Source organism: Amycolatopsis orientalis DSM 40040 = KCTC 9412 (assembly GCF_000478275.1).
Taxonomy (GTDB): Bacteria; Actinomycetota; Actinomycetes; order Mycobacteriales; family Pseudonocardiaceae; genus Amycolatopsis; species Amycolatopsis orientalis.
Genome location: NZ_ASJB01000080.1, coordinates 24488 through 48773, shown reverse-complemented (window position 1 = coordinate 48773; position 24286 = coordinate 24488). Strand labels below are relative to the sequence as shown.

Annotated in this window: 25 protein-coding genes and 7 tRNA genes; 19 read left to right on the top strand and 13 right to left on the bottom strand. The window is 67.2% G+C overall.

Features of this window, described 5'->3' with window-relative positions; genetic code table 11:
- Positions 1-102 precede the first annotated feature (102 nt).
- The gene (locus L324_RS28075; protein WP_037315223.1) at positions 103-603 is read left to right on the top strand and encodes an FBP domain-containing protein; all 501 of its coding nucleotides are present in this window, start codon (positions 103-105) and stop codon (positions 601-603) included.
- 55 nt (positions 604-658) lie between these two features.
- Here the strand turns inward: L324_RS28075 and L324_RS28070 are convergent, their stop codons facing one another.
- Together L324_RS28070 and L324_RS28065 are read right to left on the bottom strand one after the other, a co-directional pair.
- Positions 659-1474 carry a class I SAM-dependent methyltransferase gene (locus tag L324_RS28070; protein ID WP_037315220.1) on the bottom strand — a complete coding sequence of 272 codons (816 nt, stop codon included), beginning with the start codon at positions 1472-1474 and terminating at the stop codon, positions 659-661.
- A gap of 179 nt (positions 1475-1653) precedes the next feature.
- Positions 1654-2358 carry a FadR/GntR family transcriptional regulator gene (locus L324_RS28065; RefSeq protein WP_037315217.1) on the bottom strand — a complete coding sequence of 235 codons (705 nt, stop codon included), beginning with the start codon at positions 2356-2358 and terminating at the stop codon, positions 1654-1656.
- A gap of 74 nt (positions 2359-2432) precedes the next feature.
- Here L324_RS28065 and L324_RS28060 point away from each other — a divergent pair, with 74 nt between their 5' ends.
- Positions 2433-3077, top strand: a complete 645-nt coding sequence (locus tag L324_RS28060; protein WP_037315214.1) for a GNAT family N-acetyltransferase — start codon at positions 2433-2435, stop codon at positions 3075-3077.
- A 69-nt stretch (positions 3078-3146) separates the two neighbouring features.
- Positions 3147-3908 carry a sulfite exporter TauE/SafE family protein gene (locus tag L324_RS28055; RefSeq protein ID WP_037315211.1) on the top strand — a complete coding sequence of 254 codons (762 nt, stop codon included), beginning with the start codon at positions 3147-3149 and terminating at the stop codon, positions 3906-3908.
- Between the two features lie 78 nt (positions 3909-3986).
- Here the strand turns inward: L324_RS28055 and hisC are convergent, their stop codons facing one another.
- On the bottom strand, positions 3987-5042 hold the full coding sequence (gene hisC, locus L324_RS28050) for a histidinol-phosphate transaminase (RefSeq protein ID WP_037315208.1): 1056 nt from the start codon (positions 5040-5042) through the stop codon (positions 3987-3989).
- Positions 5043-5139: 97 nt separating this feature from the next.
- Between hisC and L324_RS28045 the strand changes: the two genes are divergently transcribed.
- From L324_RS28045 to L324_RS28010, 8 genes are all read left to right on the top strand, one after another.
- Positions 5140-5772, top strand: a complete 633-nt coding sequence (locus L324_RS28045; RefSeq protein WP_037315205.1) for a dienelactone hydrolase family protein — start codon at positions 5140-5142, stop codon at positions 5770-5772.
- 47 nt (positions 5773-5819) lie between these two features.
- Positions 5820-6299 (top strand): hypothetical protein, encoded by a 480-nt coding sequence (locus L324_RS28040; protein ID WP_235783669.1) that lies wholly within the window; start codon positions 5820-5822, stop codon positions 6297-6299.
- Positions 6299-7432 (top strand): PPE domain-containing protein, encoded by a 1134-nt coding sequence (locus tag L324_RS28035; protein WP_037315199.1) that lies wholly within the window; start codon positions 6299-6301, stop codon positions 7430-7432. Before L324_RS28040 ends, L324_RS28035 begins: the two co-directional genes overlap by 1 nt.
- Positions 7432-8184, top strand: a complete 753-nt coding sequence (locus tag L324_RS28030) for an ESX secretion-associated protein EspG (RefSeq protein WP_037315196.1) — start codon at positions 7432-7434, stop codon at positions 8182-8184. Before L324_RS28035 ends, L324_RS28030 begins: the two co-directional genes overlap by 1 nt.
- 28 nt (positions 8185-8212) lie before the next feature.
- The gene (locus L324_RS28025; RefSeq protein ID WP_037315193.1) at positions 8213-10189 is read left to right on the top strand and encodes an acetoacetate--CoA ligase; all 1977 of its coding nucleotides are present in this window, start codon (positions 8213-8215) and stop codon (positions 10187-10189) included.
- A 31-nt stretch (positions 10190-10220) separates the two neighbouring features.
- Positions 10221-11876 carry a phosphatidylglycerol lysyltransferase domain-containing protein gene (locus tag L324_RS28020; RefSeq protein WP_051174157.1) on the top strand — a complete coding sequence of 552 codons (1656 nt, stop codon included), beginning with the start codon at positions 10221-10223 and terminating at the stop codon, positions 11874-11876.
- Positions 11877-11941: 65 nt separating this feature from the next.
- Positions 11942-12031, top strand: a tRNA-Ser gene (locus L324_RS28015).
- 42 nt (positions 12032-12073) lie between these two features.
- A tRNA-Arg gene (locus tag L324_RS28010) sits at positions 12074-12147 on the top strand.
- A gap of 268 nt (positions 12148-12415) precedes the next feature.
- On the opposite strand, the gene L324_RS42530 is transcribed toward L324_RS28010, so the two are convergent.
- From L324_RS42530 to L324_RS27995, 5 genes are all read right to left on the bottom strand, one after another.
- Positions 12416-12487, bottom strand: a tRNA-Cys gene (locus L324_RS42530).
- Positions 12488-12502: 15 nt separating this feature from the next.
- A tRNA-Arg gene (locus L324_RS28005) sits at positions 12503-12574 on the bottom strand.
- Positions 12575-12577: 3 nt separating this feature from the next.
- Positions 12578-12666: transfer RNA gene (locus tag L324_RS28000), tRNA-Ser, on the bottom strand.
- 13 nt (positions 12667-12679) lie between these two features.
- Positions 12680-12755: transfer RNA gene (locus tag L324_RS42525), tRNA-Pro, on the bottom strand.
- A gap of 35 nt (positions 12756-12790) precedes the next feature.
- Positions 12791-12864 (bottom strand) — tRNA-Arg (locus L324_RS27995).
- Between the two features lie 619 nt (positions 12865-13483).
- Here L324_RS27995 and L324_RS27990 point away from each other — a divergent pair.
- From L324_RS27990 to L324_RS41775, 3 genes are read left to right on the top strand one after another with little or no spacing between them, the layout of a single operon-like run.
- The gene (locus L324_RS27990) at positions 13484-14203 is read left to right on the top strand and encodes an HNH endonuclease (RefSeq protein WP_037315188.1); all 720 of its coding nucleotides are present in this window, start codon (positions 13484-13486) and stop codon (positions 14201-14203) included.
- On the top strand, positions 14200-15216 hold the full coding sequence (locus L324_RS41780; protein ID WP_235783668.1) for a NaeI family type II restriction endonuclease: 1017 nt from the start codon (positions 14200-14202) through the stop codon (positions 15214-15216). The genes L324_RS27990 and L324_RS41780 overlap by 4 nt, the downstream gene beginning before the upstream one ends.
- A gap of 5 nt (positions 15217-15221) precedes the next feature.
- A complete protein-coding gene (locus tag L324_RS41775) occupies positions 15222-16049 on the top strand; it encodes an HNH endonuclease (protein ID WP_037315185.1) in 828 nt (275 codons plus the stop codon).
- Between the two features lie 42 nt (positions 16050-16091).
- Here L324_RS41775 and L324_RS27980 read toward each other — a convergent pair whose 3' ends face one another.
- The gene (locus L324_RS27980; RefSeq protein WP_037315183.1) at positions 16092-17330 is read right to left on the bottom strand and encodes a DNA cytosine methyltransferase; all 1239 of its coding nucleotides are present in this window, start codon (positions 17328-17330) and stop codon (positions 16092-16094) included.
- A gap of 87 nt (positions 17331-17417) precedes the next feature.
- Here L324_RS27980 and L324_RS27975 point away from each other — a divergent pair, with 87 nt between their 5' ends.
- Positions 17418-17912 (top strand): very short patch repair endonuclease, encoded by a 495-nt coding sequence (locus L324_RS27975; RefSeq protein WP_438938466.1) that lies wholly within the window; start codon positions 17418-17420, stop codon positions 17910-17912.
- Between the two features lie 9 nt (positions 17913-17921).
- Here the strand turns inward: L324_RS27975 and L324_RS27970 are convergent, their stop codons facing one another.
- The gene (locus L324_RS27970) at positions 17922-18488 is read right to left on the bottom strand and encodes a TetR/AcrR family transcriptional regulator (RefSeq protein WP_037315179.1); all 567 of its coding nucleotides are present in this window, start codon (positions 18486-18488) and stop codon (positions 17922-17924) included.
- A 46-nt stretch (positions 18489-18534) separates the two neighbouring features.
- Here L324_RS27970 and L324_RS27965 point away from each other — a divergent pair, with 46 nt between their 5' ends.
- Both L324_RS27965 and L324_RS27960 read left to right on the top strand, forming a co-directional pair.
- Positions 18535-19203 carry an SDR family oxidoreductase gene (locus tag L324_RS27965; RefSeq protein ID WP_081736494.1) on the top strand — a complete coding sequence of 223 codons (669 nt, stop codon included), beginning with the start codon at positions 18535-18537 and terminating at the stop codon, positions 19201-19203.
- A gap of 4 nt (positions 19204-19207) precedes the next feature.
- Positions 19208-20101, top strand: coding sequence for an SWIM zinc finger family protein (locus L324_RS27960; protein ID WP_037315176.1), 894 nt, complete (start codon positions 19208-19210; stop codon positions 20099-20101).
- Here L324_RS27960 and L324_RS27955 read toward each other — a convergent pair.
- Positions 20098-21090: a tetratricopeptide repeat protein gene (locus L324_RS27955; RefSeq protein WP_037315173.1), complete on the bottom strand. Its 993-nt coding sequence runs from the start codon at positions 21088-21090 to the stop codon at positions 20098-20100. The two genes, L324_RS27960 and L324_RS27955, sit on opposite strands and share 4 nt — an antisense overlap.
- A gap of 158 nt (positions 21091-21248) precedes the next feature.
- Here L324_RS27955 and L324_RS27950 point away from each other — a divergent pair, with 158 nt between their 5' ends.
- Together L324_RS27950 and L324_RS27945 are read left to right on the top strand one after the other, a co-directional pair.
- On the top strand, positions 21249-21917 hold the full coding sequence (locus L324_RS27950) for an HNH endonuclease family protein (protein ID WP_037315170.1): 669 nt from the start codon (positions 21249-21251) through the stop codon (positions 21915-21917).
- A 28-nt stretch (positions 21918-21945) separates the two neighbouring features.
- Positions 21946-22584: an alpha/beta fold hydrolase gene (locus tag L324_RS27945; RefSeq protein ID WP_037315167.1), complete on the top strand. Its 639-nt coding sequence runs from the start codon at positions 21946-21948 to the stop codon at positions 22582-22584.
- Between the two features lies 1 nt (position 22585).
- On the opposite strand, the gene L324_RS27940 is transcribed toward L324_RS27945, so the two are convergent.
- Both L324_RS27940 and L324_RS27935 read right to left on the bottom strand, forming a co-directional pair.
- Positions 22586-23221: a nitroreductase family protein gene (locus tag L324_RS27940; protein WP_173426417.1), complete on the bottom strand. Its 636-nt coding sequence runs from the start codon at positions 23219-23221 to the stop codon at positions 22586-22588.
- A gap of 41 nt (positions 23222-23262) precedes the next feature.
- On the bottom strand, positions 23263-24246 hold the full coding sequence (locus tag L324_RS27935) for an aldo/keto reductase (protein WP_037315161.1): 984 nt from the start codon (positions 24244-24246) through the stop codon (positions 23263-23265).
- Positions 24247-24286 lie beyond the last annotated feature (40 nt).

Genomic DNA, 24286 nt, shown 5'->3' with positions numbered 1-24286 from the left:
GTCTTCCCGCGCACCCGGTGATCGTATGACCTCCGCCGGAAAAGGGTTGGCCAGTTCTCGCGGGCGCTGGTTACCGTGCGGGCGAGAGTTTGGGAGAAACCGATGGAACCGCTGGGACAGGACGAGATCAGGGCGTCCTTCGTGAACTGCACGCGTGGCGAGGCCAAGGGGGTCACGCTGCCCGCCCCGCCAGACGAGATCCCTTGGGAGAAAAGGGAATTCCTCGGCTGGCGAGATCCGAAGGCGGCGGCGCGCGCGTACCTCGTACTGCCGTATCGCGGGGAAGTCGTCGGACTGTCCCTTCGCGCCGCGCCCCGGCCGAAGGGCCGTGTCCTGCTGAGCAACATGTGCGGCCTGTGCACGACGACACATCCGCTGTCCGACATCGCGCTGTTCTCCGGGCGCCTCGCGGGGAAACCCGGGCGTGAGGGGAACACGCTCGGCATCTACGCGTGCGCGAATCTCGCCTGCAGCCAGTACATCCGCGGCGAGCTGAAGCCGGACGTGCCGCAGCCGTCGGAAACGCTGACGCTCGAAGAGCGCGTCCTCCGGCTGGAGGACAAGCTGCACCGGTTCGTGGACCGGGTACTCGAATCCCGCTGATCCCCCCCCACCGCGACGGAACGCGTTTAGCCCGCTAAACGCGTTCCGTCGCGCTTCAGAACCGGAATCGCAGGATCCGCCCCATCTTCTTGAACGCCGGGAACAGCCCCGCGAACCACAATTGCGCCCGCATCGACGGCGAAAGCAGGTCCTTCACCTCAGGCGTCGCGTAGTCGGTCGAGTCGAGTTTCGAGACCAGCGTCAGCCCGAGGCGTTCGAGTTCGGAGATCTCGTCGATACCCCAGTACAGCGTCGCCTTCGCCTTGCGGACCACGGGATTCAGCTTCTGCAGTTTGATCCCCAGCCTGCTGAACGTGTCGAAGACCATTTCGCCGCCCTGCGGGAAATGCGCGATCAACCGCCGCAGCAGTTCTTCGCCCTCGGAGGGCCGCAGGTACATCGTCAGCCCCTCGGCGATCACCAGACCGGGCTTGTCCGACGGGATCTCGTCGATCCACTCGAAGTCCGTCACGGACGAGCCGATCGTCCGATATCCCTCCCGATCCGGGTAGATCCGGCCGCGCAGGTCGACGACCTCGGGGTAGTCGACGTCGAACCACCGCACCGAAGGCGGCGGGTCGACGCGGTAGACGCGGCTGTCCATCCCGCAGCCGAGCTGCACGACGGTCGCGTCCGGGTGATCCCAGAGGAAGGCGGTCGCCCAGTCGTCCATCGGCTTGGCGCGCAGCGCGACGGTCAGCCCGAGCTGGCCGTCGACGCCCAGCGAGCCGAAGTCGTAGTCGATCTGCTTCACGGCCTCGTCGGCGGCTTTGTCGCCGAGGATCGGCCGCTCACTGCGGGCGTCGAGCGCGCGGCCGTACAACGTGGCCAGCATCGTCGCCTTCTCTTCGGTGAATCGGACCTTCTCCACCGCACACCCCCATCAGAAGTTTCACAATCTTCTGAAAACGGTACTCGTGCGGAGGCGGGTCCGCCATCAAGGAACCGTTAAAGAGGGGCAAGACAAGCGGATCGCGGACAGGTGGTCGTGAGTGGTAAGTGTCGTTAGAACGACACTTACCACTCACGACCAGGCATGAGACGCCCTCGTCAATCCCGCGCCGTGTAGTCGTGGACGTAGGTCTTGGCGTCGAGCAGATGCTTCCGCGTGATCTCCCGCGCGGCCGCCGGGTCCGAACGGCGGACCGCTTCGAGGATCGCGCGGTGCTCGTCGACGGCCTTGCGGATCTGCCCCGGAAGCCGCAGCGCCGCCCGCCGCTCTTCGCCGACCAGGGCGAGCACCGAACGCAGCAGATCGGTGACGTCGTCGTTGCCCGCGTTGCCGGCGATCACCCGGTGGAATTCCGCGTCGGCGGCGATCACGCGCAGCATGTCGCCGTCGGCCGCGGCCTTGTCCATCTCCTCGACGGTGCTTTCCAGCCGCGCGAGCACCCGCGGCGTGTGGTGGAGCGCGAGCCGCTCGGCCAGCGTCGGTTCGACGGTGGTCCGCAGGTCGAACAGCTTCTCGACCAGTTGCTCGTGTTCGGAGAACCAGCTGCGCAGCGGCTGTTCGTCCAGGGTCTCGCGGACGTAGGTGCCCGAACCCGGCCGCACCTGCACGTAGCCGATGGAGTCCAGCACCCGCAACGCCTGCCGCAGCGAACCGCGGCTGATCCCGAGCTGTTCACAGAGCGCCCGTTCCGCGGGCAGCCTCGACCCGGCGGGGAGCCTGCCCGAGTCGATCATCGAGCGCAGATGATCGACCGTCGCGCTCCACACCTGCTCCGCGCGGACTTCGCGCTCGTCGTCGGCCACGGCGTCATCCTCGCAGGTTCGGCGAACCGGCCGGAATTGTCGGTGGCCGGTGTCATCATCGGACGATGACTGGGGTGGCAGGACTGATCAAGGCATGGGTGCACGGCTGGGCGCTTTCCCGCGGCGTCGGGCTCCCGGTGGCCGAGCCGGACGGCTACCGGCTCGACGTCGGCCGTCCGGGGCACCGCGTGAGATATGTGCTGGCGGACGCCGAGTCGGCCGCGCGCCGGGCCCGCGCGCTGACCGAGCCCGGCACCTGGCTGAAGGTGAGTGGTTCGCGGGAAGAGGTGGCGGGGACGGTGCCGCCGAACTGGGAGGTCGGCCCGCCGGAGTACCTGATGAGCACTCCGCTCGCGGTGCGGCCCGTCATGGCCGCGCCCGAGCCGTACCAGGCGGAACTGGTCGGCGACGGCGTGGTCACCGACGTGGTCGTCCGCGCTCCCGACGGCTCGCGCGCGGCCACCGGCCGGGTCGCGATCGCCGGCGGCACGGCGGTGGTCGACCAGGTCGTGACGGAGCCCGAGCACCAGCGTCGCGGGCTGGGGCGGTTCGTCATGCGCAGGCTCGACGAGGTGGCCGTGGCGGCCGGGGCGGAGCGAGCGGTCCTGGTCGCGACGGAAGAGGGGCGGGCGCTGTACCTGTCGCTCGGCTGGACCGTCGCGGCGGAGATCACCGCGGCCCATCTGCCGGAGGAGAAGCGGGCGCCCGCGGGCGCATGAATGTTCGACTAGACACATCCACGGCGCGAAAGGAGGTAACCGTGCTTATGGTTCGCTGGTGAGTGCTTTATGACGTGGTGGCACGCGGTCCTGATCTTCGTCGCGGGGCTCTGGGCGGGCACCATCAACACGGTCGTCGGCTCGGGCACGCTCGTGACGTTCCCGGTGCTGGTCGCGCTCGGCTACTCGCCGCTGACGGCGACGACGTCCAACGCGATCGGCCTCGCCCCCGGCACGGTCAGCGGGGCGATCGGCTACCGCCAGGAACTCAAGGGCTACTGGCCCGAGGTGATCAAGCTCGCTGTGGCGTCGTTCCTCGGCGCGATCTGCGGCACGATCCTCCTGCTCTCGCTGCCGAAGGACGCCTTCGAGACCGTCGTGCCCGCACTGGTCGGGCTCGCTGTGGTGCTGGTGATCGTCCAGCCGCGAGTGGCCGCCTGGGTCGCGAAACGCCGTGAGGAGAACGGAAAGGTCCACAAGATCGGGCCGCTCCTGTTGTTCCTGATCTTCCTGATCGGCATCTACGGCGGATACTTCACGGCCGCACAGGGCGTGATGATGGTGGCCGTCATGGGGATGCTGATGTCGGAGTCGCTGCAGCGGCTCAACGGCGTCAAGAACGCGCTCTCCGCCGTCGTGAACATCGTCGCCGGCACGATCTACGCCTTCATCGCGCCGGTCAGCTGGCCCGTGGTCGCGCTGCTCGCGGTCGGGTCGACGATCGGCGGGCAGGTCGGCGCGAAGATCGGCCGCAAGCTTTCGCCGAAGGTGCTGCGCAGCGTGATCGTCGTGGTCGGCCTCGCCGCGATGGTGCAGCTGCTGCTCAAGTAGCGGTCTCGTGAGTGGTAATGACGGTTAGAACCGTCATTACCACTCACGAGACCCACTACCTGCTTGCCTTTCTCGGCGTCAGCGGGGGAAATCGGCGGCCGCTTCGAGGAAGAGGTCGTTCTCCTCGGGGGTCCCGATGGTCACTCGCGCGCCTTCGCCGGCGAACGGGCGCACGATGAGCTTGCGCTCCAACGCGTGCTCCGCGAACGCCGTCGTCCGCTCGCCCAGCGGCAGCCAGACGAAGTTCGCCTGCGTCTCCGGAACCTCGTATCCGTTGGCCACCAAGGCATCCCGGACGCGAGTCCGCTCCGAGACGATCTCCTTGCAGCGCTCCAGCAGTTCGTCGGCCGCGTCGAGGGACGCGATGGCCGCGGCCTGGGCGATCATGTTCACCGAGAAGGCGACGTACACCTGCTTCAGCGCGACGGCGATCGGTTCCGGCGCCACCGCGTAACCCACGCGGAGACCGGCGAGGCCGTACGCCTTCGAGAACGTCCGCAGTACCGCGACGTTGTCCCTGCCGCGCGCCAGTTCGACGCCGTCCGGCACCTCGGTGTCGGTCACGAACTCCTTGTAGGCCTCGTCGAGCACGACCAGCACGCCCGCGGGCACGGCGTCGAGGAAGCGTTCCAGCTCCGCGCGCCGCACGACGGTCCCGGTCGGGTTGTTGGGGTTGCACACGAAGACCAGCCGCGTCTTCGGCGTGATCGCGGCGAGCATGGCGTCGAGGTCGAGCCCGTGTCCGCCGGTCAGCGGCACCTTCACGTCGACGGCGTTCGCCACCTGCGTGACGATCGGGTACGCCTCGAACGAACGCCACGGGAAGACGACCTCGTCACCGGGGCCGCACAAGGCCTGGATCATCTGCTGGCAAAGGGAAACCGAGCCGCAGCCGATGGCGATCCGCTCGACCGGTTCGCCCAGTTCGCGGGCCAGCCGCTCGACGAGCCCGGACGCGGTGATGTCCGGATACCGGTTGATGCCCTGTGCCGCTTCGGCTATGGCCTGCGCCACACTCGGCAGCGGTCCACCGGGAACCTCGTTGCTCGCCAGCTTGATCGCACCCTGGATTGTCCGGCCAGGGACGTACTTCGGCAACGATTCGAGATCCGCACGCGGCGAAACAGGGGACATCTTCGGCGCTCCTACGTCTGGGGGACGGCTCCGACACCGTATCCTCCCGCGTCCGGGCAAGCCCCGAATATTTACCTAAGAGTGGTCTGATGGAGGAATGACCTTGACGACCACCGTGGAACATCAGCACATCGACGGCCACACGTCGCGCCTGACCTTCGCCGAACCGGAAGGCGTCGTGCGAGGCGGGCTCGTGGTGTTGCACGAGGAGACCGACGAGGTCGAAGAGGGCTTGAGCCTGCTCCTGGCGGGGCTCGCCGGCGAAGGCTGGCTCACCGTCACCCCGCATCTCGATCGCGATAACCTCACGCAGCAGGATCTGCTCGACGCCACCGACGCGACGCTCGCGTGGCTTTCCGGGCGCGGTGTCGAGGCGGATCTCATCGGTGTCGTCGGTTTCGACCTCGGCGGGACGGCGGCCTTGGTCGTCGCCTCGAACCGCAGGCTGGGCGCGGCGGTGAGCGTCGGTGGGCAGGGCGTCACCGAACTTCCGGTCCTCGTCGAGATCGCGGGACGGTTGACCAGCCCTTGGCTCGGCATGTACGGCGACGCGGGTGACGAGGCCGGAGGCGCCGAGGTCGAGCAGTTGCGCGACGCGGCGGCGTCGGCGGGGGTCGTGACGGACGTCGTCCGCTACCCGGGCGCCAACCACCGGTTCGACGCGGATCCGGACGCGGCCGCGGAGGCCTGGCAGCGCACGCTGAATTGGTTCGACGCCCACCTGCGGTGACCTGATCCGCGCTACCATTCCCTCCAGATGTGACAGGGGAGGGTCAAATGGCACAGTCACCCAAGGTGCCCGTGACGCCACAAGCCGCGTTCGGCGCTTCGGCTCCGGCGCTGGCACCGGTGGCGGGTCAGATCCGGGACACCAAGACCGATGCCAAGAAGGGGACCGTCAAGGTCACCGAGGACGCCGCCAAGAAGCTCGTCGACGCGCTGTTGAAGGCACGGCATGAACTCAACGCGCTGATCAAGGACTCGACGGAGTTCAAGGCGCCCCTGAAACTGGGCGCCAACTTCGTCGGGCACACGATGAGCGAACGCTTCCAGGGCGCCGCGACCGAGGGGACCGAAGCGGCCCTGCCCGTCCTCAACGACTTCGCCAAGGTGCTCAAGGACTTCCAGCTCACCGTGATGGCGGCGCGGAAGATGTACGTCGCCGCGGACGAGGAAGGCCAGGAGCAGCTGGAACGGGTCGCCCGCCGGTTCGACCTGGAGGACATCGTCGAGCACGAGCGGAAGGACGAGCACTGATGCGGATCCTGCCCTCGCCGTGGCCGCCCCGGGAGCCCGAACCGCGGCCCGGCCCCGAGCACCTCAACGCCGACATCGACTGGATGAGCTACTCGCACCAAGAGCTCTACGAGATGGTCCACAACGAGCTGGACCTGGCGGGCGCGGAAGCCGTCGCCGCGCAGTGGACGAAGATCAGCGCCTTCCTCGACCGGGCCGGATCCGAACTCAGGGCGGCCATCGTCGCCACGGCCGACGGTTGGACGGGCGAGGGTGCGGACAGGGCCCGTGACGCCGCGGTCAAACTCGTCGACTGGGCGGCCGAGACCGGCTGGCGCGCCGAGAACGTCGCGAACTGCGTGCGCCGTCAGGCGGACATCGCCGAAACCGCGCGGCACACGATGCCCGAGCCGCCGGGATACTCCCCGCGTCCGAATACACCGCAGCCGCCGCAGCGCCGTCCTGTCCCGGTCTCCGACTCGACGCAGGCCATGTCGACATCGTCACCACAGAAGTCCGGTTTCGCCGAGGCGGGCCGTCTCGTCGCCGAACCGACCGACGAGACCTCGCAGGATCTGCACCGTCAGGCCGCCGACGTGATGACGCGGATGCAATGGACCTCCGGCGAGGTCTACGAGAACGTCCCTCGCTTCACCTCGTACGGCAAACAGCCGCAGATCCTCAAGACGCCCGAAGAGCCGGAGCCGCGGCCGAAGCCCGAACCCGAACCGGAGACGCCCCCGGATAACTCGACCCGCAGCAGCGGCGCGGTCGACGACGTCGCGCCGATCCAGGTGCGGGAGCCCGCCGAGGCGCCGCGCGCGCCCGGCACGAGCAGCGGCGCCTTCGTGCCGCCACCACCGTCGCCCGGCACCGTGGGCGGCACCCACGAGCAGCTCGGACAGGGCGGCCGATCCGGTGCCGGCGGCTTCGGGCCGTCGGGGCAGCCGGGTCAGGTCGCGGGGACACGCGCCGCGGCCGCGGGCATGGGTGGCTTCGGCGGGATGCCGATGGGGATGGCGGGGCCACAGCAAGGCAATCAGGGCGAGGACGAACACAAGGCGCCGGACTACCTCGTCGAGGATTCCGACGTCTGGGGCCTTGGCGGCTACGTCACCCCGCCGGTCATCGGCGAAGACCCGCGAGGCCGCTGATGGACTGGATCCGCCTGCACATCGGTGAGCTGTTCCTGTTGTGGTCGGCGCACGGACGCGACGAACTGCCCGCGGTGCTGGAGGTGCCGCACGTCGGGCGGACGCCGGAGTTCCGCGCCGAGCTGGTGGCCGCGGCGAGCCGGACGCTGTCCGAACGCGGCCTCGGCACGGTGGACGCCCCCGCGCCGGAGCTGGTGACGTTGCTGCACACCATCGCGAACAGCGAACTGACGCTGGACCTGCGGCTCGACGGCGATCCGGCGTACCGGGCCGTGGGATGCGTGTCCGATCGCGGCGCCGTCGCGATCGGTGTCGCCGGCACCGACGTCGAGTTGTCGTCGCTCCGGGAACCGCTCGTCGCCGCGACGCTGCTGCAGGCGTTGCCGTCGTGTGAGCAGGGGCGGGGCCTCTCGGTCAACCTGCGCGTCGACGACTACACGGCGGCGTGCGAGGCGGGGGAGCGCGGCGGGCAGTCGGCGTTCTCCGACGTCCTGCGCGACGCCGGACTGCGCGAACCCGAGGTCATCGTGCTGGTCAGGATCGCGACGCAGCGGATCGGCAGCGGACGGCTCGGCGCGACCAGGAAGTCGTGGGAGGGCCGCTGGGTCCGCGGCGAGGGCACGCTGACCTGGGTGGACACCCCCGAAGGACGCTACGGTCTTCGTCGTGACCGAGGCTGGCTCACGGTCACTCCGCTGGACGCCGGGCGGCTCAAGACGATGGCGTACGAGCTGTTCACGGGGGCTCGCTAGATCGGTTAACGAGGGTTAACATCGCGGGGTGACGCACACCGCCGACGCCCCGGAAGTGCTCTGGCGCCCTGAGCCGAGCCGCCTGCCCGACACCAAGATCGACGCGTTCCGCCGCTGGCTGCGCACGGAACGCGGAGTGGAAGTCGACGACTACAACGCGTTGTGGGAGTTCTCCGTGCGGCGCGGACCCGAGTTCTGGGCGGCCGTCGCCGACTTCCTCGGCATGCGCTGGCACGACCGGCCCGGTGAGGTGCTCACCGGCGAGATGCCGAACGCGCGATGGTTCGAGGGCGGCACCCTGAACTACGCCGAGCACTCGCTCATGCCCGGCGTCGCGGGCGCCGCGAAGGCCGACGACGAGATCGCCGTGATCTTCCACCGCGAGGACGGCCTTTCGTCGCAGCTGACGTACGGCGCCCTGCGCTCCGCCGTCGCCTCCGCGCGTGAGGGCCTGCGGAAACTGGGAGTGTCCAAAGGGGACAGGGTGGTCGCGCTGGCGCCGAACTGTCCGCAGACGCTGATCGCCTTCCTCGCCACCGCGAGCCTCGGCGCCGTCTGGTCGTCCTGCTCGCCGGACTTCGGTGTCCGGGCGATCACCGACCGGTTCGCCCAGATCGAGCCGAAGGTGCTGATCGCCGTCAACGGCTACGTCTACAATGGACGGTGGTTCGACAGCCGGTCGACGGTGAACTCGTTGCGGGACGAGATCCCCACCCTAGAAGCGACCGTGCTCGTCGACTACGCCGGCGGGCGCCTCGACGGTACGCTCGACTGGGACACGCTGCTCGCCGACAACGCCGGAGCCGAACTGACCTTCGAGCCCGTCGAATTCGGCCATCCGCTGTGGGTCCTGTACTCCTCGGGAACCACCGGCCTGCCGAAGGGCATCGTCCACGGGCACGGCGGGATCACCCTCGAACACCTCAAAGCCCTTGCCCTGCAAAGCGATCTCGGCCCGGGCGACCGGTTCTTCTGGTTCACCACCACCGGCTGGATGATGTGGAACTTCCTCATCTCCGGCCTGCTGACGGGTACCACGATCGTGCTGTTCGACGGCAGCCCAGGCCATCCGGACCTGAACGTGTTGTGGCACATCGCGGAACAACACCGCGTGACCTACTTCGGCACGTCGGCGCCGTTCATCCAAAGCTGCCTGAAGGCCGGGATCAAACCGGCGGAGCGGTACGACCTCACCGCGTTGCGCGCCTTGGGATCCACCGGCGCGCCGCTGAGCGTCGAGGGCTTCCGCTGGATCGTCGACGAGGTCGGCAAACGCGTCCAGATCTGTTCGGTGTCCGGCGGCACGGACCTGTGCGCCGCGTTCGTCGCGGCGGCCCCGGACGTCCCGGTCTGGCTGGGCGAACTCTCCGTCCGCGCGCTCGGCGCCGCCGTCGCCGCGTTCGACGAGACCGGGAAGCCCGTGGTGGAAGAGGTCGGCGAACTGGTCATCACCGAACCGATGCCGTCGATGCCGGTGTTCTTCTGGAACGACCCGGACGGTTCGCGGCTGCGCGAGGCGTACTTCGAGATGTATCCCGGGATCTGGCGGCACGGCGACTGGATCCGGATCACCGGCCGCGGCTCCGCGGTCATCTACGGCCGCAGCGACTCGACGCTCAACCGCGGCGGCGTCCGGATGGGCACGGCCGAGTTCTACCGCGTCGTCGAAGCCTTCGACCAGGTCGCGGATTCGCTGGTGATCGACACTTCGGCGGCGGGCAACGAAGACGGACAGCTGCTGTGCTTCCTCGTCCTGGCCGAGGGCGTCTCGCTCGAGGACGTCGAACCCGCCCTGCGCAAGGAGTTGCGAGGGGCCCTTTCGCCGCGGCACGTGCCCGACCGGTTCGTCCAGGTGAGCGAGGTACCCCGCACGCTCAACGGCAAGAAATGCGAGGTTCCGGTCAAGAAGATCCTTTCGGGCGTTTCACCTGACCGCGCCGTCAGCCGGGATGCGCTCCTGAACCCCGAAGCCCTTGTACCGTTCGTGGAGCTGGCAAGGAGTTAACGGGGGCGGGAACTTGGCGGGCGCGTGGCGGGTGGCGGGTGCCACCTCGGTGGCGGTGATCACCTGGGTGACGCGACTGGCCGGACTGCTGGCCCTGGTCTCGGTGCTGGTCCCGGCCGGACGGCGCACCCTGCGCGGCCATGTCGCCGATTGGCTGGAACTGCCCAACGAGGCCACGGTCGGCGCGGCGACGGTCGCGCTGGTGACCGGCGTACTGCTGGTGATGCTCGCCGCCGGCCTCAAACGGCGGAAGCGAAGGGCCTGGCAGCTCGCCGTCGCCGCCGCCGTCCTGCTGACGGTGTCGCATCTCGGGCTGCGGCACGTCCTCGGCGCCGGCCTCGTGTCGCTCGCGCTGCTGATCGCCCTGATCGCGACGCGGCGCCACTTCATCGCGCTCCCCGATCCGGTGACCGGCCGGTGGCGCGCGATCCGGGTCTTCCTGCAGCTGGTGCTGGCCGGGATCGCGATCAACTTCACCCTGCTGTCGATCGCCAGGGCGTTGGATCCCCTGGGCGTGGGCGACCGCCTGCTGCAGTCGGTGCTGGCCCTGGTCGGCGTGAGCGGCCCGGCGGTCTTCCACGCGATGTGGCTGGAGGACCTTTCGGCGGCCGTCGGCCTGCTGTTCGGCATCGGCGCTGTCCTGCTGGCGGCGTACTTCCTGCTGCGGTCGGCCGAACCCGCGCCGGAGCTGACCGATGACGAGGTCGAGCGGCTCAGGGCGCTGCTGGGGGAGCGGGACTCGCTGGGGTACTTCGCCCTCCGGCGGGACAAGTTCGTGGTCTTCTCGAAGTCGGGGAAGGCCGCGGTCACCTATCGCGTGATCGCCGGTGTCGCGCTGTGCTCGGCGGACCCCCTCGGTGACCCGGAAGCATGGCCGGGCGCGATCGAGGAGTACCTGGACGTCTGCCGCCGGTACGCCTGGACCCCGGCGACCATGGGCTGCTCGGAACTGGGCGCGACCGTCTGGGCACGCTTCGGGCTGGAGGTCCTGGAGATCGGCGACGAAGCCGTCGTCGACACGGCCACCTTCACCCTCGAAGGCCGCACGATGCGCGGAGTCCGCCAAGCCGTCTCACACACGAAGCGAGCCGGTTACACCGTCCGGATCCGGAAGGCCGAAGACATCCCCGCCGCCGAACTCGACGAACTCCGCGCCCTCGCCGCCACCTGGCGCGGTACCGACACCGAACGCGGCTTCTCGATGGCCCTCGGCCGGATGGGCGATCCGGACTCGGTCCTGGTCACCGCCGAGCACGACGGTGACATCCGAGGCGTCCTCCAGTTCGTGCCCTGGGGCGAGAAGGGCCTGTCCCTGGACGTCATGCGCCGGGACCGGTCCGCCGACAACGGCGTCAACGAGCTGATGATCTCCGAACTGCTCCTGACGACCCCCGCCCAGCACGTCTCCCTGAACTTCGCCGCCTTCCGCGCCGTCCTGGAACAAGGCCAGCGCATCGGCGCCGGCCCCGTCGCGCGCCTGTCCGCCCGGACGCTGCGATTCTTCTCACGTTGGATCCAGATCGAGACCCTCTACCGCTTCAACGCGAAGTTCCGACCCCGCTGGGTCCCGCGCTACCTGGCCTACCCCGCGGCCCGCGACCTCCCGCGCGTCGGCGTCGCCGTCTTCGAAGCCGAAGGTCTCGGCGGACGCTCTCCGCTGCTGCTCAGAGCGTTGCAACGGGTCTAAGGGGGGTCCCTTTCGCGAGGGTCCGCGGGGTGTGTAACCTATCTGGGCAGTGGTCGTTCGACCTGGGAGGCTTCGCCTAGTCTGGTCTATGGCGCCGCACTGCTAATGCGGTTGGGGGTAACCCCCCCTCCCGGGTTCAAATCCCGGAGCCTCCGCTGGCACCTGTTCCGGCAGGTGCTAGATTGAAAACTGAACAAGCGCCCGTAGCTCAGCTGGATAGAGCATCTGACTACGGATCAGAAGGTCAGGGGTTCGAATCCCTTCGGGCGCACGTCTGGTTGAGACAGCACTAAGGCCCTCCCGTTCGCGGGAGGGCCTTTTTGTCTGTCCGTTGTGGACTCTCAGTGGCGTCGGAGAGCGGCCAAGGCGCCCCCCGGTTAGCGCGTAAGCGATCTGCGTCCACCGGCCACTGCCGGGCTCGGAGAGGTCGTACAGCTCCGCGTGGAACGGTTCGGTGTACTCGGGCCGTTCCTGGGGGCCTTTGCCGCTCAGCCGGCCAGACGGTGCGAGGCGGGCGTTAGGGCTAGGTAGAGAACAAGAGACCCACCCGGGAGTCGAACCCGGTATCCAACGGCTTTGCAAGCCGCAGCACGACCGTCGTGAAGTGGGCCAAGCTCGGATCATCGTGCCCCCAGCAGGAGTCGAACCTGCATTCCCGGCTTCGGACGCCGGAGTCGTATCCGTTGGACCACAGGGGCTTGCGGAGGATGCAGGATTCGAACCTGCGCGACGCTCTCGCGCCGACCACCGTTTTCGGGACGGTTGCCTTACCGGACTCGGCCAATCCTCCTTGGTGTACTTCCTGGTCGGACGCCCGCGAGTCGAACGCGGTGACTCCTGATCCCAAATCAGGTGGGGTCGCCATGCCCCTCGCATCCGCCGATCGGTGTATCCCCCTCGAACACACCGACCAGTACCCCTGCCAGGACTCGAACCTGGGACCTCCGCATTCGTAGTGCGGCGCTCTGTCCACCTGAGCTACAAGGGCGAGGCGGAGACGCATGCACGCCTCCACCGGCGCTCGGCCTGGCCGCCTCATTTGGCGACGGGGACGAGCTTTTGGGAAATGTCTTTGGTTATCAAGGTTCGCGCTGAAATGGGCAGCGTCGAGCACCGGCGGGAGGAGTCGAACCCCCTGGATACGGTTTTGGAGGCAGTTCCGCTTCCCAAGCTCGCCGATAAGGAATTGAATTCGGGCATACCAAAAAGAGAAGCCGCCCGGATCGGTCTCCCGATGGGCGGCTCCCTGACATCACGCGCTATGGCGTCATGATGGGGAGCCCTCGCAGGTCAGAAGCCACTGGCCAGGCCAGGATGACGGCCGTCGACCAGAGTTCGACGGACAGGCGGCAGCGGACGCGATGGCCGAATGCCGGCGCTGCGCCTTTCGCTGGTGCGCGTTCGTCATGACTACTCCTGTGCTTGGTTGAGTGTTCTTACTATGAACGACGCGTCGATTTTTTGCAATTTGTTTTTGATGGCGCGGTCTGGTGGCGGCGGCCGATGGGGGCGTTGCCGTGCGAGATGCCACTGGTGCCGCTACTTGCCGAAGCAAGCTTCGGCGGCGTACGGTGCGAAGGTCGCTTCGCGTGCTTCGGAGGTAGTGGGTGTCTGTTGACGATGCTGGGGCCAAGCCCGACTGGAGGAACCCGAATCTGGGGACGCGGGTGAGGGTTGCGCTCTGGCTTGCCGATGAGGTGGGTGAGGGCGGGCGCTTCGTGAAGCAGCAGCTTCGGGAAGCGATCCCGGGAGTGGAACAGATCGACAGGCGTATGCGCGATCTCCGGCCTGCCGGATGGTCGATCCTGACCTATCGCGATCGTGGTGGCCTTGCTCCAGGCGAGCTTCTGCTGGAAAAGATCGGTAAGCCGGTATGGGAAAAGGAGCACCGCGCCGCAGGGTTGAGGGTCGTCACGGCTGCGACTCGCCGGAGAGTCTTCGAGAGGGACAACCACCGGTGCGTTCGCTGTGGGATCTTGCCAGGAGAGCTCTATCCCGATGAGACGGAAGCGGCGGCGCGGCTGACCATTGGTCATGTCGAGCCACACAAGTATGGATCCGCTTCAGGCGAGGAAAATCTCGTGACCGAATGCTCGCGGTGCAACGAGACGGCCAAGCATCTGGCGTCTCCCAGGTTCAGTGAGCGCCAGGTGTGGGACGAGATTACGGAACTTCCCCGCAAGGACAAGCAAATGCTGCTTGCCTGGCTTGTTGCTGGAAAGCGTGAGCAAAGCCGGGTTGAGCGGGCGATGTCGCATCTTTGGCAGCTTCCTGGTGCACAGCGCGAGGAGATCATGCGACGGTTGGGGCGCTCGCTTTCCTCTTGATCTCACTTGACACAGTTGTTTCATTCAATTTCTTTGAGGGGGAATTGATGCTTCCTGGTCTGTCTGACCTTGCCGCCGCAGATTCCGAGGTGCTGGCGGTGAGAGATGAGCTTTATCGAAGAGATCCTTCTGGTGACAGAGTTGCCGCGGTTCTTCGGGACACGCTCGATCAACTTTATGACGGTCAGCGTACGGGCAGGTGGTCCTTTGACCAGTTGCACAAGACCGAAAAGACCTATATGGGAACGCTGATTGAGATCAATCTGCATCGCGAGTTCGGGTTCGAAGACGGTGCCGTGATGGACTACAAGATCGCTGGTATCGACGTCGACTGTAAGTATTCGATGTCGAAAGGCTGGATGCTTCCGCCCGAGGCGGTCGGTCATATCTGTTTGCTTCTTTGGGCGGAAGACTTGAAACAGTCCTGGTCCGCCGGGCTGGTCAGAGTTCGTCCTGAGTACCTCAACCGTGGAGCAAATCGCGACAGCAAGAACACGCTCAACAAGGCTGGAAGGGCTGCAATCCTTCCACTGTGGGAAAACCACAAAGTGCTTGAGCCCAATCTTTTCCTTGAGCTTCCCGCCGACAAACGCGAGCGGATCTTTGGTGCGCGAGGCCGAAGGGGTGCTAGTGGCCAGGCAAGGATCAACGAACTTTTCCGGTTGGTGCAGGGAAGGATCGTCAGACGGGCTGAAATTGCCACTGTCGCGCAGCAAGACGATTCGATGAAACGTGCCCGGGACTCAGGTGGTGCTCGTGATGGACTTCGTCCCGAAGGCATCCTAGTGCTGGGTCATCAGGATCGCGATCCGCTGGTGGCCCGTTCACTGGGGCTGCCTGTTCCGAAGAAGGGACAGGTCGTCGCGGCCAGGGTCGTACCGGCCGGCTTGGAGGAGAAGCGGCCCACAGCTGAGATTGAGGGAAGGTTGTGGGTCGTGGCGAGCGACGACGAGGAGTCAGTCGTTCCAGCGCCCATCGTTCCCCGAAAGCGCAAGGCGCCGGTGGAGGAATAGATCTCATGCCGCAGAAGAAGCGTGCTTTGCCGAAGCCCGGATCGCCAGATTTGTCGATTCTGACAAGCGAGTCACATCGGGTGCTCTACAAGTTCTTGTACGAACGCCGGAGCAATCCGCCGACTATGCGCGAGATTCGTGCGCACATCGCCGAAGTCCTCGGCGAAGCTTTGTCGCAGACGGACCGCAGGGTCCGTGATCTGCGTGATCACTTCCAAGTTCTTGCTGTTCGCTCTGGCTCTGAGCACCTGTACCGGCTTGAAGGCTGGTCTGAGGTTAAGAAGGATGGGTCCAGGAAGGCCCTGAGCAGGAGGGTCAGGGCTGAAGTCCTCTCTCCGAAGCGTTGTGCTCAGTGCGGAAGAACGCCGCTGGACCATGGGGTGGTCCTCGATGTCGACCACAAGGTTCCTCGCGAGTGGGGTGGAACCGACGAACTGGATAACCTCCAGCCGCTTTGTGTCGAGTGCAACTCGGGGAAGAAGGACTTTTACGCGACCTATGACGCATACGCCGCGGAGATCCGTGCCGCCTCCGCTCACGCCGAGCCGCATGGGCGGATTGGTGAGCTGCTCAAAGCGTTTCGAGGTGACTGGGCTCCGTCCAGCTTGATTGGTGTCGTTGCGTCGATGCATCAGTACCAGGAGGACTGGCAACGACGCCTTCGTGAACTTCGTTTGCTCGGCTGGAAGATCTCTTCAAGACGTAAGAGAGATCCCATCACCGGCCGAACCAACACCTGGTACCGCGCGGAAAGCTGGAAACCCTGGCCTCCGGGCTCCATCAGGGCCGAGGTGGACCGGCTTGCTCCCTATACCAAGCGCGGCCGAGGGTGAACCGGAGCCGGGCCCGCATCGAACTGCGGGCCCGGCCCGGCATCAGCTGATCTTCGCGCGGTGCTTCAGGAAGAGGTCGTGCCGGTCGTGGTCTTCTTGTCCTACAAAGGCTTTGAAGTTACCGAGTTTGTAGGCGGTCTTAGCGTTTGAGGTGTCGATTTCGACCTCGAAGTCGCGACTGAGCAGGCCGATCCGGCGTTCGAGCTCTGCGGGATCGGTGAGGCCGACGAGCTTCATCAGGCGTTCGGGAGTGAGGAAGCCCTCGGCTTCGCGGAGAGCTTTGTAGACCGGATCGCGCTCGGCGCTCTCCATCTTCTTGGGCTCACCTTCCCGGTTGAACGCACGGATGATCGCTTCGCCAACCGCGCGAGCAACCGGTGGGGGGAAGGCGTTGCCGATCTGCCGGTACCTGGACGTCTTCCGTCCAGTGAATTCCCACGGGTAGTCGTCAGACCAGCCCTGGATGCGAGCGACCATTTCCGTCGTCAGCTTCGGGATGAAGTCCACAGGGTGGTCCGACGTTGGAGGAGCGTCAGCGACCCCGAGCGCGTCTACACTCATCTCGGCCCAGGCACGTTTCGCACGTGTCGGGCCCAGATCGGCTCCGCCGTGTTTCTTCGAACCGCCGACGATGGTCGGTGCGATCTTGTTCGCCTTTTCCGACCACGCCTTGGCGCCCTTCCAGCCATCGGCGGCCATGAGGTCGATCAAGGTTTCACCGACCGTTGGAGGCGTCCCTGCGTGGTCCGGCCAGTGGAAGTAGGGAGCATCCTCAGCCTTGAGCGCGATGAGGATAAAACGTGGACGTAACTGCGCTACACCGAAGTCTGACGCGTGCAGTAGCCGCCACTCGGCGATGTATCCGAGCCCTGCCAGGCGGTCGAGCACGTGCTGTCGATACCCGGCGAAGCGGGGCATGCTCAGCCCCCGGACGTTCTCGAGCATGAGCGCACGAGGCTGGATCACGGTGACTTGTTCCACGGCCCAGGCGAAGAGGTCGCGCTCGTCGTTCGCGCCGAGTTGCTTGCCCGCGATCGAAAAAGGTGGGCAGGGTACGCCGCCGGCCAGCAGTGATACGCCCTTGTAGTCGGCTGGGCGCCATTCCGAGTGGTCGGCTACGTCGGCTTCCACGACCTTCCAGCTGGGCCGGTTGGCTCGGAGTGTGTTGCAGGCGTGTGTGTCGAGTTCCACGGCAAGGGCATGCTCGAACCCGGCCTTTTCGAGGCCCAGGGCTTGCCCGCCGGCGCCTGCGCAGATCTCGACCACATCGTATGTGCTCATCGATGCTCCTCTCTATCTGCGCGGGTGGGCGGCCTGTCGGTATCTTGCCTCACGCGAGACGCAGAGCTGTGATTGGTCTGGTGGTTGGTGAACGTGTCGGAGAGTGACGGTGTCGAGCCGGCCCGGCGGAAGGCCGGGCAGCGGCGATCCCCCGCGCCGCTGAACGCGGGGCGTTCGCGCAACATGAAGGCGAATCGGCGGTCTGACACCAAACCTGAGGTCGCGCTGCGCCGGGCATTGCATCGCCTCGGCTTTCGCTATCGCAAGGACCATCGGCTCGACTTGCCGGCCGGTGTTCGTGTGCGGCCCGACATCGTCTTCACCCGGCGTAAGGTCGCGGTCTTCGTCGACGGGTGCTTCTGGCACGTCTGCCCGGAGCATGGTCGTGAGCCCACGCGGAATGAGTGGTACTGGACACCGAAGCTACGGCGGAACATCGAACGCGACCGGCTGGCTGACGCGGCTCTGGGTGAGGCCGGGTGGCGGGTCGTGCGCATCTGGGAACACGAGGACGTGCAGAGCGCTGTGGGCAAAGTGCGGGAAGTTGTCGAACACGGGTTCGATACTAAAGAGGGGGTCTGACACTTTCCGTTAGTCCCCGAACACGCTCCTCAGCGCCTCCCTGATCAACCCCGCCAGATCCCCCTCCCCGTCCGTCTCGGCCCACCGCACAAGCGCCACATGCGCCGCCCCCAGGCACGCCATAGCCGTAGCCCGCACCTGGAACTCTTCGACCGGCGAAGGCGAAGACCCGCAGAGAGCCGTCACGATCGCATCGGCCGTCGCGTACTGGCTGTCCAGATGCCGCGCCCGCAGCGCCGGCACCGAGATCATCAGCCGTAGCCGCGCCAGCAGGAACGCCTTCTCCTGCGAAGTGCCCAGGGCGGCAGTCGACGCCAAAGCGCGCCCAATCCGAAGAGGCAAAGGAGCAGCAGGCTGCTCAAGCACGGCAGAAGCCGTCACGGGGTCGTATTCGTCGTAGAGGACCAGGTCCTCCTTCGTCGGGAAGTGCCGGTAGACCGTCATCGCCGAGACGCCGGCGGCCGCGGCGACGTCGGCGACGGTGGTCGCGTCGTAGCCGACGTCGGTGAAGAGGCGGATGGCGTGCGTTTGCACGAGAAGCCGGGTTTCGGCGCGCTGGCGGTCTCGAAGGCTCACGTGGTAGACACTATCAAAGTGTTAGTCACTAACATCTGGGGTGAGCATGAAGACGGCATTGGTGACGGGAGCATCGCGGGGGATCGGGGCGGCGATCGCGCGGAGGCTCGAGAAGGACGGCATCAACGTCCTGAGACACGACAGCGGTAAGGCCGACTTGTCGACCATGGAAGGAGTCGACAAGGCCCTGGAGGGCATCGACAGCCTGGACATCCTGGTCAACAACGCGGCAGCCGCACCGGGAGGACCGATCGAGACCGACACGCCCGAAGGCTTCGACCACCTCTTCGCGGTCAACGTGAGGGCGCCGTACTTCCTCATCCAACGAGCGCGAATGAACGACGGCGGCCGCATCATCAACATCTCGTCGGTCGCGACGCGGATGGCCAACCCGGCTCAGACCTCCTTCGCGATGACCAAGGGCGCGCTCGAAACGATGAGCCGCACCCTCGCCCTGCAGCTGGGTCCGCGCGGGATCACGGTCAACGTCGTCGCGCCGGGAGCCACCAGGACCGCGGACAACAGCGCGATCTTCACGCCGGAACTGAAGACCGCCATCGAAGCCCTTACCGCGCACCAAAGGCTCGGTACCGCGGAGGACATAGCGGACGTCGTCGCCTTCCTCGCCTCCGACGACGCCCGGTGGGTGACCGGGCAGGTCCTCGACGCGAGCGGCGGGTTGTTCCTCGGCCCTCCGGCGCAAGGGGTTCAATAGGGCGGTGACGTGGTTCAGCGAGGACGAACTCCGCAGGCAGGCCGGTGACGTCTCGTTCGCGCGCGGGGCCAAGTACCTGGAGGCGGTCGAGACGCTGGACGACGTCGCGGGCGGGGTGGCGGCGGTGGTCTGCGGCACCGACCGGTACACGGTCCGGTTGCGCAACGTCGACGGCGAGCTGGTGGGCGAGTGTTCCTGCCCGCACGCGGCCGACGGCTTCTTCTGCAAGCACTGTGTGGCCGTCGGCCTGCTCATCCTGGAGGGCGCGGCGGACGGTGGCGCGGCCGACATCCGCGGGTATGTCGAGTCGCTGGAGCGCACCGAGCTGATCGAACTGCTCGTCGAGCACGCGAACGAGGATCCCGTCCTGTTCCGCAAACTGTCGCTCAAGGCCGGCCGCGAAGACCTCGACGCGTTGCGGCGGCACGTCGAGGGAACGTTGCGGTTGCGCGGTTTCGTCGGCTTCCAGGGCACGCTCGCGTACACCGAGAAGGTCCGCGAGGTGCTCGCCACCGCCGAGGAGGTCGGGGACGGGCCGCTGCTGTGCCGTGTCGTCGAGCTGATCGTGGAGGCGCTGGACTTCGTCGACGACTCCTTCGGGACGCTCGGCGAGGAGGTGAGCAGGGCGCTGGCGCTGTACGCCGAGGCCTGCGCGGACTCGCCGCCGGAGCCCAAGGAACTCGCGGAATGGTTGCTGCGTCTCGATCTCGACGGTTCGGGGCGCGTCGACGTGAGTATCGCGGACTTCACCGCCGGACTCGGCTTCGAAGGGCTCGCGGTGTTCCGCGCCGGCGTCGAGGAGCGGTGGCGGCTCGACGACGGCGAGGACCCGTACCGCAGCCGCAAACTCCAGCGGCTGCGTGAAGGCTTCGCGGCGATGCGGAACTGGAAAGCCTAGAACCGCTGCCGGTTGCGGTGCAGCTCCTCGAGATACCGCTGCCCGGCCTGGTCGCCGGTGTCGGCGGCCGCGCGGAACCAGTGCTCCGCCTCCGGGAAGTCCCCGCGGTCGGCGGCCAGCCTGCCGAGGTTGGTGTACGCGGGGACGCTGCCGAGTTCAGCGGCCCGCCGGTACCAGGCGGTGGCCTCGCCGGGGTCGTTCCGGTCGTTGGCGAGTACGCCGAGGTTCGTCATCGCGGCGGCGTCGCCGCGTTTGGCGGCCTTGAGGTACCAGCGTTCGGCGGCGTCGAGTTCGCCGCGGCGGTGCAGCACCAGGCCGAGCCGGACGGCGGCCTCGGGGGCACCGGCGGCCGCGGCCGCCTGGTAGCAGCTCTCGGCGCGGGCGAGGTCGTCCCGTTGCTGGGCCCGGTGACCGAGTTTGCACAGCATGGCCGGGTCGGCCTCTTCGCCCGCCTTGCGCCACCACGGTTCCGCTTCACGCGACCGCCCGGTGTCACAGAGCACCGCGCCGAGCGTGATCATTCCTTCGACGTTGCCCGCTTCGGCGGCTTGGCCCGCCCAGTGTTCGGCCTCCTCGAGTTCACCGCGCCGGTGCAGCAACCGCCCGAGTTCCGCCATCGCCTCGGCCCGGCCTTCGCGCGCGGCCTGTCGCCACCAGTCCTCGGCGTCATCGAAATCGCCGCGTCGCGCGCAGAGATTTCCCAGCTGTGCCATGGCATGCGAATCACCGGCCGTCGCCGCTTCCCGGTACCAGCGTTCGGCCTGTTCGGGGGCGCCGCGTTCACGCAGGAGGTGTGCCAGGTTGCCCATCGAGACCCGGTCACCGCCCGCGGCGGCCTTGCGGAACCAGTCCTCGGCCTCGTCGAGATCGCCGCGCTCCAGCGCGGTGGATCCCATACGTGCCATGGCGATCACGTGTCCGCGCTCCGCCGCCTTGCGGTTCAGATAGTCGTCGACCCTGGTGTTCCATTTGCGTTTTTCGGCGCCCACAAACCCGCTCCTTCCGGCAGCGTCCCTGGGGTAGTCGCTGCTCAGGGCCCCGATGTGACAACAACTACCGGGTGTCATCGCCGTGTCGCACCCGGTTCCCGCGCGTGGCGCGGCGATACTGGGCGCACTCCCCACTCCCCGTCGAGAGGAACCGCGCGGTGGCCACGCGTACCAGCCAGATGACCACGGCTCAGCGGCTGCTCCTGCTGATCACCCTCTTCGCCGTCGTGCTCGCGGTGTTCTGGTTCGTGAGCGGCAAGGGCGACGCGCTGCAGCCGAAGCCGGCGAACCCCGCCAGCGCCGCCGACGCGCGCAAGCAGCTGGACGAACTCACCGTCGCGCCACGCGGTTCGATGGACGGCTACGACCGCAAGAAGTACCCGCACTGGGACAACCAGGGGAACAACTGCAATACGCGCGAGTTCGTGCTCAAACGCGACGGCAAGGACGTCAAGGCCGGTTCCGACTGCGCCCCGACCTCCGGCAGCTGGACCAGCATCTACGACGGCGAGACCTGGACCAAGCCCACCGACGTCGACATCGACCACATGGTCCCGCTCGCCCAAAGCTGGGTCAGCGGCGCGAAGTCGTGGACCGACGAGAAGCGGCGGCAGTTCGCGAACGACCTGACCCGGCCGCAGCTGTTCGCCGTCACCGACAACGTCAACCAGGAGAAGAGCGACAAGGCGCCGGACCAGTGGAAGCCGCCCCTCGTGTCGTTCTGGTGCACCTACGCGACGGACTGGATCACCGTGAAGCACTACTACGGGCTCACGATCACGACAGCGGAGAAGAGCGCACTGAGCGACATGCTCGGTCGTTGCTGATCGTCGCGGCTTCGGCTTAGCTGGGCGGATGGCGACCTTCGTACTGATCCATGGCGGTGGCGGCAGCGCCTGGGACTTCCACCTCCTGGAAGCGGAACTGTCCGGGCGAGGGCACGACGTCGTCGCGGTGAACCTGCCGATCGACGACGAGAAGGCGGGCTTCCCCGAGCACGTCGACGCCGTCGTGAACGCGATCGGCGACCGCGGCGACCTGGTCGTGCTCGGCCACTCCTACGGCGGCTTCACCGCGCCGCTGGTCGCCGAGAAGCGTTCGGCACGGCTGCTCGTCCTGCTGACGCCGATGATCCCGAAGCCGGGTGAGACGCCGGGGGATTGGTGGGGCAACACCGGTTTCCAGGACGCGAAGGGCCTCAGCGACGAGGAAAAGTTCTTCAACGGCGTCCCGGCGGACCTCGTCGCGGAGGCGGGATCGCACGGCAGGAACCAGGTCAGCGCCGAGTGGGGACAGCCCTGGCCGCTGGAAAAGTGGCCGGACGTCCCGACGAAGGTCCTCATAGCGCGCGAAGACCGGTTCTTCACGCCTGAGTTCCAGCGCCGGGTCGTCCAGGAGAGGCTAGGTTTCGCGCCCGACGAGATCGAGGGCTCGCATTCCGTGCCGTTGAGCCACCCCAAGGCCTTGGCGGACCGGCTGGAGTCCTACCTGTAGCTCACCAACGGTCCAGGCGCATGACGTCTTCGAGCGGCTGACGCGGGGCGGGCTTGAAGGTGTCGCCGGTGTAGAACGCCGTCGGGATCAGCGCGGCCTGGTGCACGTTCTCCGGCAGGCCGAGGATCTCCGCGGCCTCCTTCTCGTACTTGAGGTGCAACGTCGTCCACGCCGTGCCGAGGGTGACCGCGCGCGCCGCGAGCATGTAGCTCCACACCGCGGGCAGCAGGTTCCCCCACAACCCGGCCTGGTTGCCGGCGGGCAGCTCGGCGCTCGTCGTCTCCAGGCATGGGATGACGTGCACCGGAACCTCGCCCATCTTGTCGGCCAGGTACTCGACGCTGGAGCCGACGCGTTTCTGCACCTTGGAGCGGTCCGGATCGTCCGCGAACAGTTTCCCGGCCGCGTGCGGGGAATCCAGGTACTCACGGCACGCCCGCCGGTAGAGCTCGCCGAGTTCGGCCCGCTGCCCGGGATCGGTGATCACGAGCCAGTGCCAGCGCTGGGTGTTCGAACCACTCGGTGCCTGCAACGCGACCTGCAGGGCGTGTTTCACCAGTTCCAGGGGAACCGGCCGGGTCAGATCCAGGCGTTTGCGGACGGTCCGGGTGGTCGTCAGCAGCTCTTCGGGCGTCATCATCCCGCGATTATGTCGCCGTCACCCGGGTTCTGCCGAGATCACCAACGCGGATGGATCAACGGTTTCAGCAGCTCGTCGTAGACCTGTTCGACGGCGGCCGTCGCTTCGGCCGTCAGTGGGGCCAGGTCGGCCGCCGAACTGTTCGCCTTCGCCTGCCCGGCGTCGCGCGCGCCGGGGATGACGACGCTGACCCCGGGCCGGTCGACGATCCACCGCAACGCGAACTGGGCGAGCGTCCGGCCCTCCGGGACGAACGCCCGCAGGCGCTCCACCGCTTCGAGGCCGACGTCGAAGGGCACGCCGGAGAAGGTCTCGCCGACGTCGAACGCGGCGCCCTGGCGGTTGTAGTTGCGGTGGTCGTCCTCGCCGAAGGTGGTCGATGCGGTGTAGCGGCCGGAAAGCAGGCCCGACGCGAGCGGCACGCGTGCGATGATCCCCGCGCCCGCCTTCTCCGCGGCCGGAAGCACTCGCTCGAGCGGCTTGAGCCGCAGGCAGTTGAGGATGATCTGCACCGAAGCCACGTTCGGCCGTTCAAGCGCCGTCAAGGCCTCTTCGCAGGTCTCGACGCTGACGCCGTACGCCTTGATCCGCCCTTCGTCGACCATCGCGTCGAGGGCGTCGTACACCGCGTCGGACGAGTACACCGGCGTCGGCGGGCAGTGCAGCTGGACGAGATCGAGGGTGTCCATGCCGAGGTTCGCGCGCGAACGGTCGTTCCAGGCGCGGAAGTTCTCGGCGACGTAGTTCTCCGGCACCTGCTCGGCGCGGCGCCCCATCTTGGTGGCGAAGAAGAGCGCGTCGTCGCCGCGTTCCGCGCGGAAGCGGCCGACGAGCCGCTCGCTGCGGCCGTCGCCGTAGACGTCCGCGGTGTCGAAGAAGGTGACCCCTGAGTCCGCCGCGGCGTGCAGGACGGCGAGCGCGTCGGCCTCGTCGACCGTGCCCCAGTCCGCGCCGAGTTGCCAGCAGCCGAGTCCGACCACGCCGACTTCGCGGCCGAGCCGGGCGACCTTCCGTGTCTCCATGATCGTGATCCTAGGTGGATATGCTGCGCGGGTGGGCAGA

Bases quoted from the DNA above. Each gene is read 5' to 3' on its own strand.
- L324_RS28040 (WP_235783669.1), top strand. From the start codon at position 5,820: ATGGCACAGTCACCCAAGGTGCCCGTGACGCCACAAGCCGCGTTCGGC.
- L324_RS27940 (WP_173426417.1), bottom strand. From the start codon at position 23,221: ATGACGCCCGAAGAGCTGCTGACGACCACCCGGACCGTCCGCAAACGC.
- hisC (WP_037315208.1), bottom strand. From the start codon at position 5,042: ATGTCCCCTGTTTCGCCGCGTGCGGATCTCGAATCGTTGCCGAAGTAC.
- L324_RS28075 (WP_037315223.1), top strand. From the start codon at position 103: ATGGAACCGCTGGGACAGGACGAGATCAGGGCGTCCTTCGTGAACTGC.
- L324_RS28030 (WP_037315196.1), top strand. From the start codon at position 7,432: ATGGACTGGATCCGCCTGCACATCGGTGAGCTGTTCCTGTTGTGGTCG.
- L324_RS28045 (WP_037315205.1), top strand. From the start codon at position 5,140: ATGACCTTGACGACCACCGTGGAACATCAGCACATCGACGGCCACACG.
- L324_RS28055 (WP_037315211.1), top strand. From the start codon at position 3,147: ATGACGTGGTGGCACGCGGTCCTGATCTTCGTCGCGGGGCTCTGGGCG.
- L324_RS41775 (WP_037315185.1), top strand. From the start codon at position 15,222: ATGCCGCAGAAGAAGCGTGCTTTGCCGAAGCCCGGATCGCCAGATTTG.
- L324_RS27980 (WP_037315183.1), bottom strand. From the start codon at position 17,330: ATGAGCACATACGATGTGGTCGAGATCTGCGCAGGCGCCGGCGGGCAA.
- L324_RS27965 (WP_081736494.1), top strand. From the start codon at position 18,535: ATGAAGACGGCATTGGTGACGGGAGCATCGCGGGGGATCGGGGCGGCG.
- L324_RS28035 (WP_037315199.1), top strand. From the start codon at position 6,299: ATGCGGATCCTGCCCTCGCCGTGGCCGCCCCGGGAGCCCGAACCGCGG.
- L324_RS27935 (WP_037315161.1), bottom strand. From the start codon at position 24,246: ATGGAGACACGGAAGGTCGCCCGGCTCGGCCGCGAAGTCGGCGTGGTC.
- L324_RS27945 (WP_037315167.1), top strand. From the start codon at position 21,946: ATGGCGACCTTCGTACTGATCCATGGCGGTGGCGGCAGCGCCTGGGAC.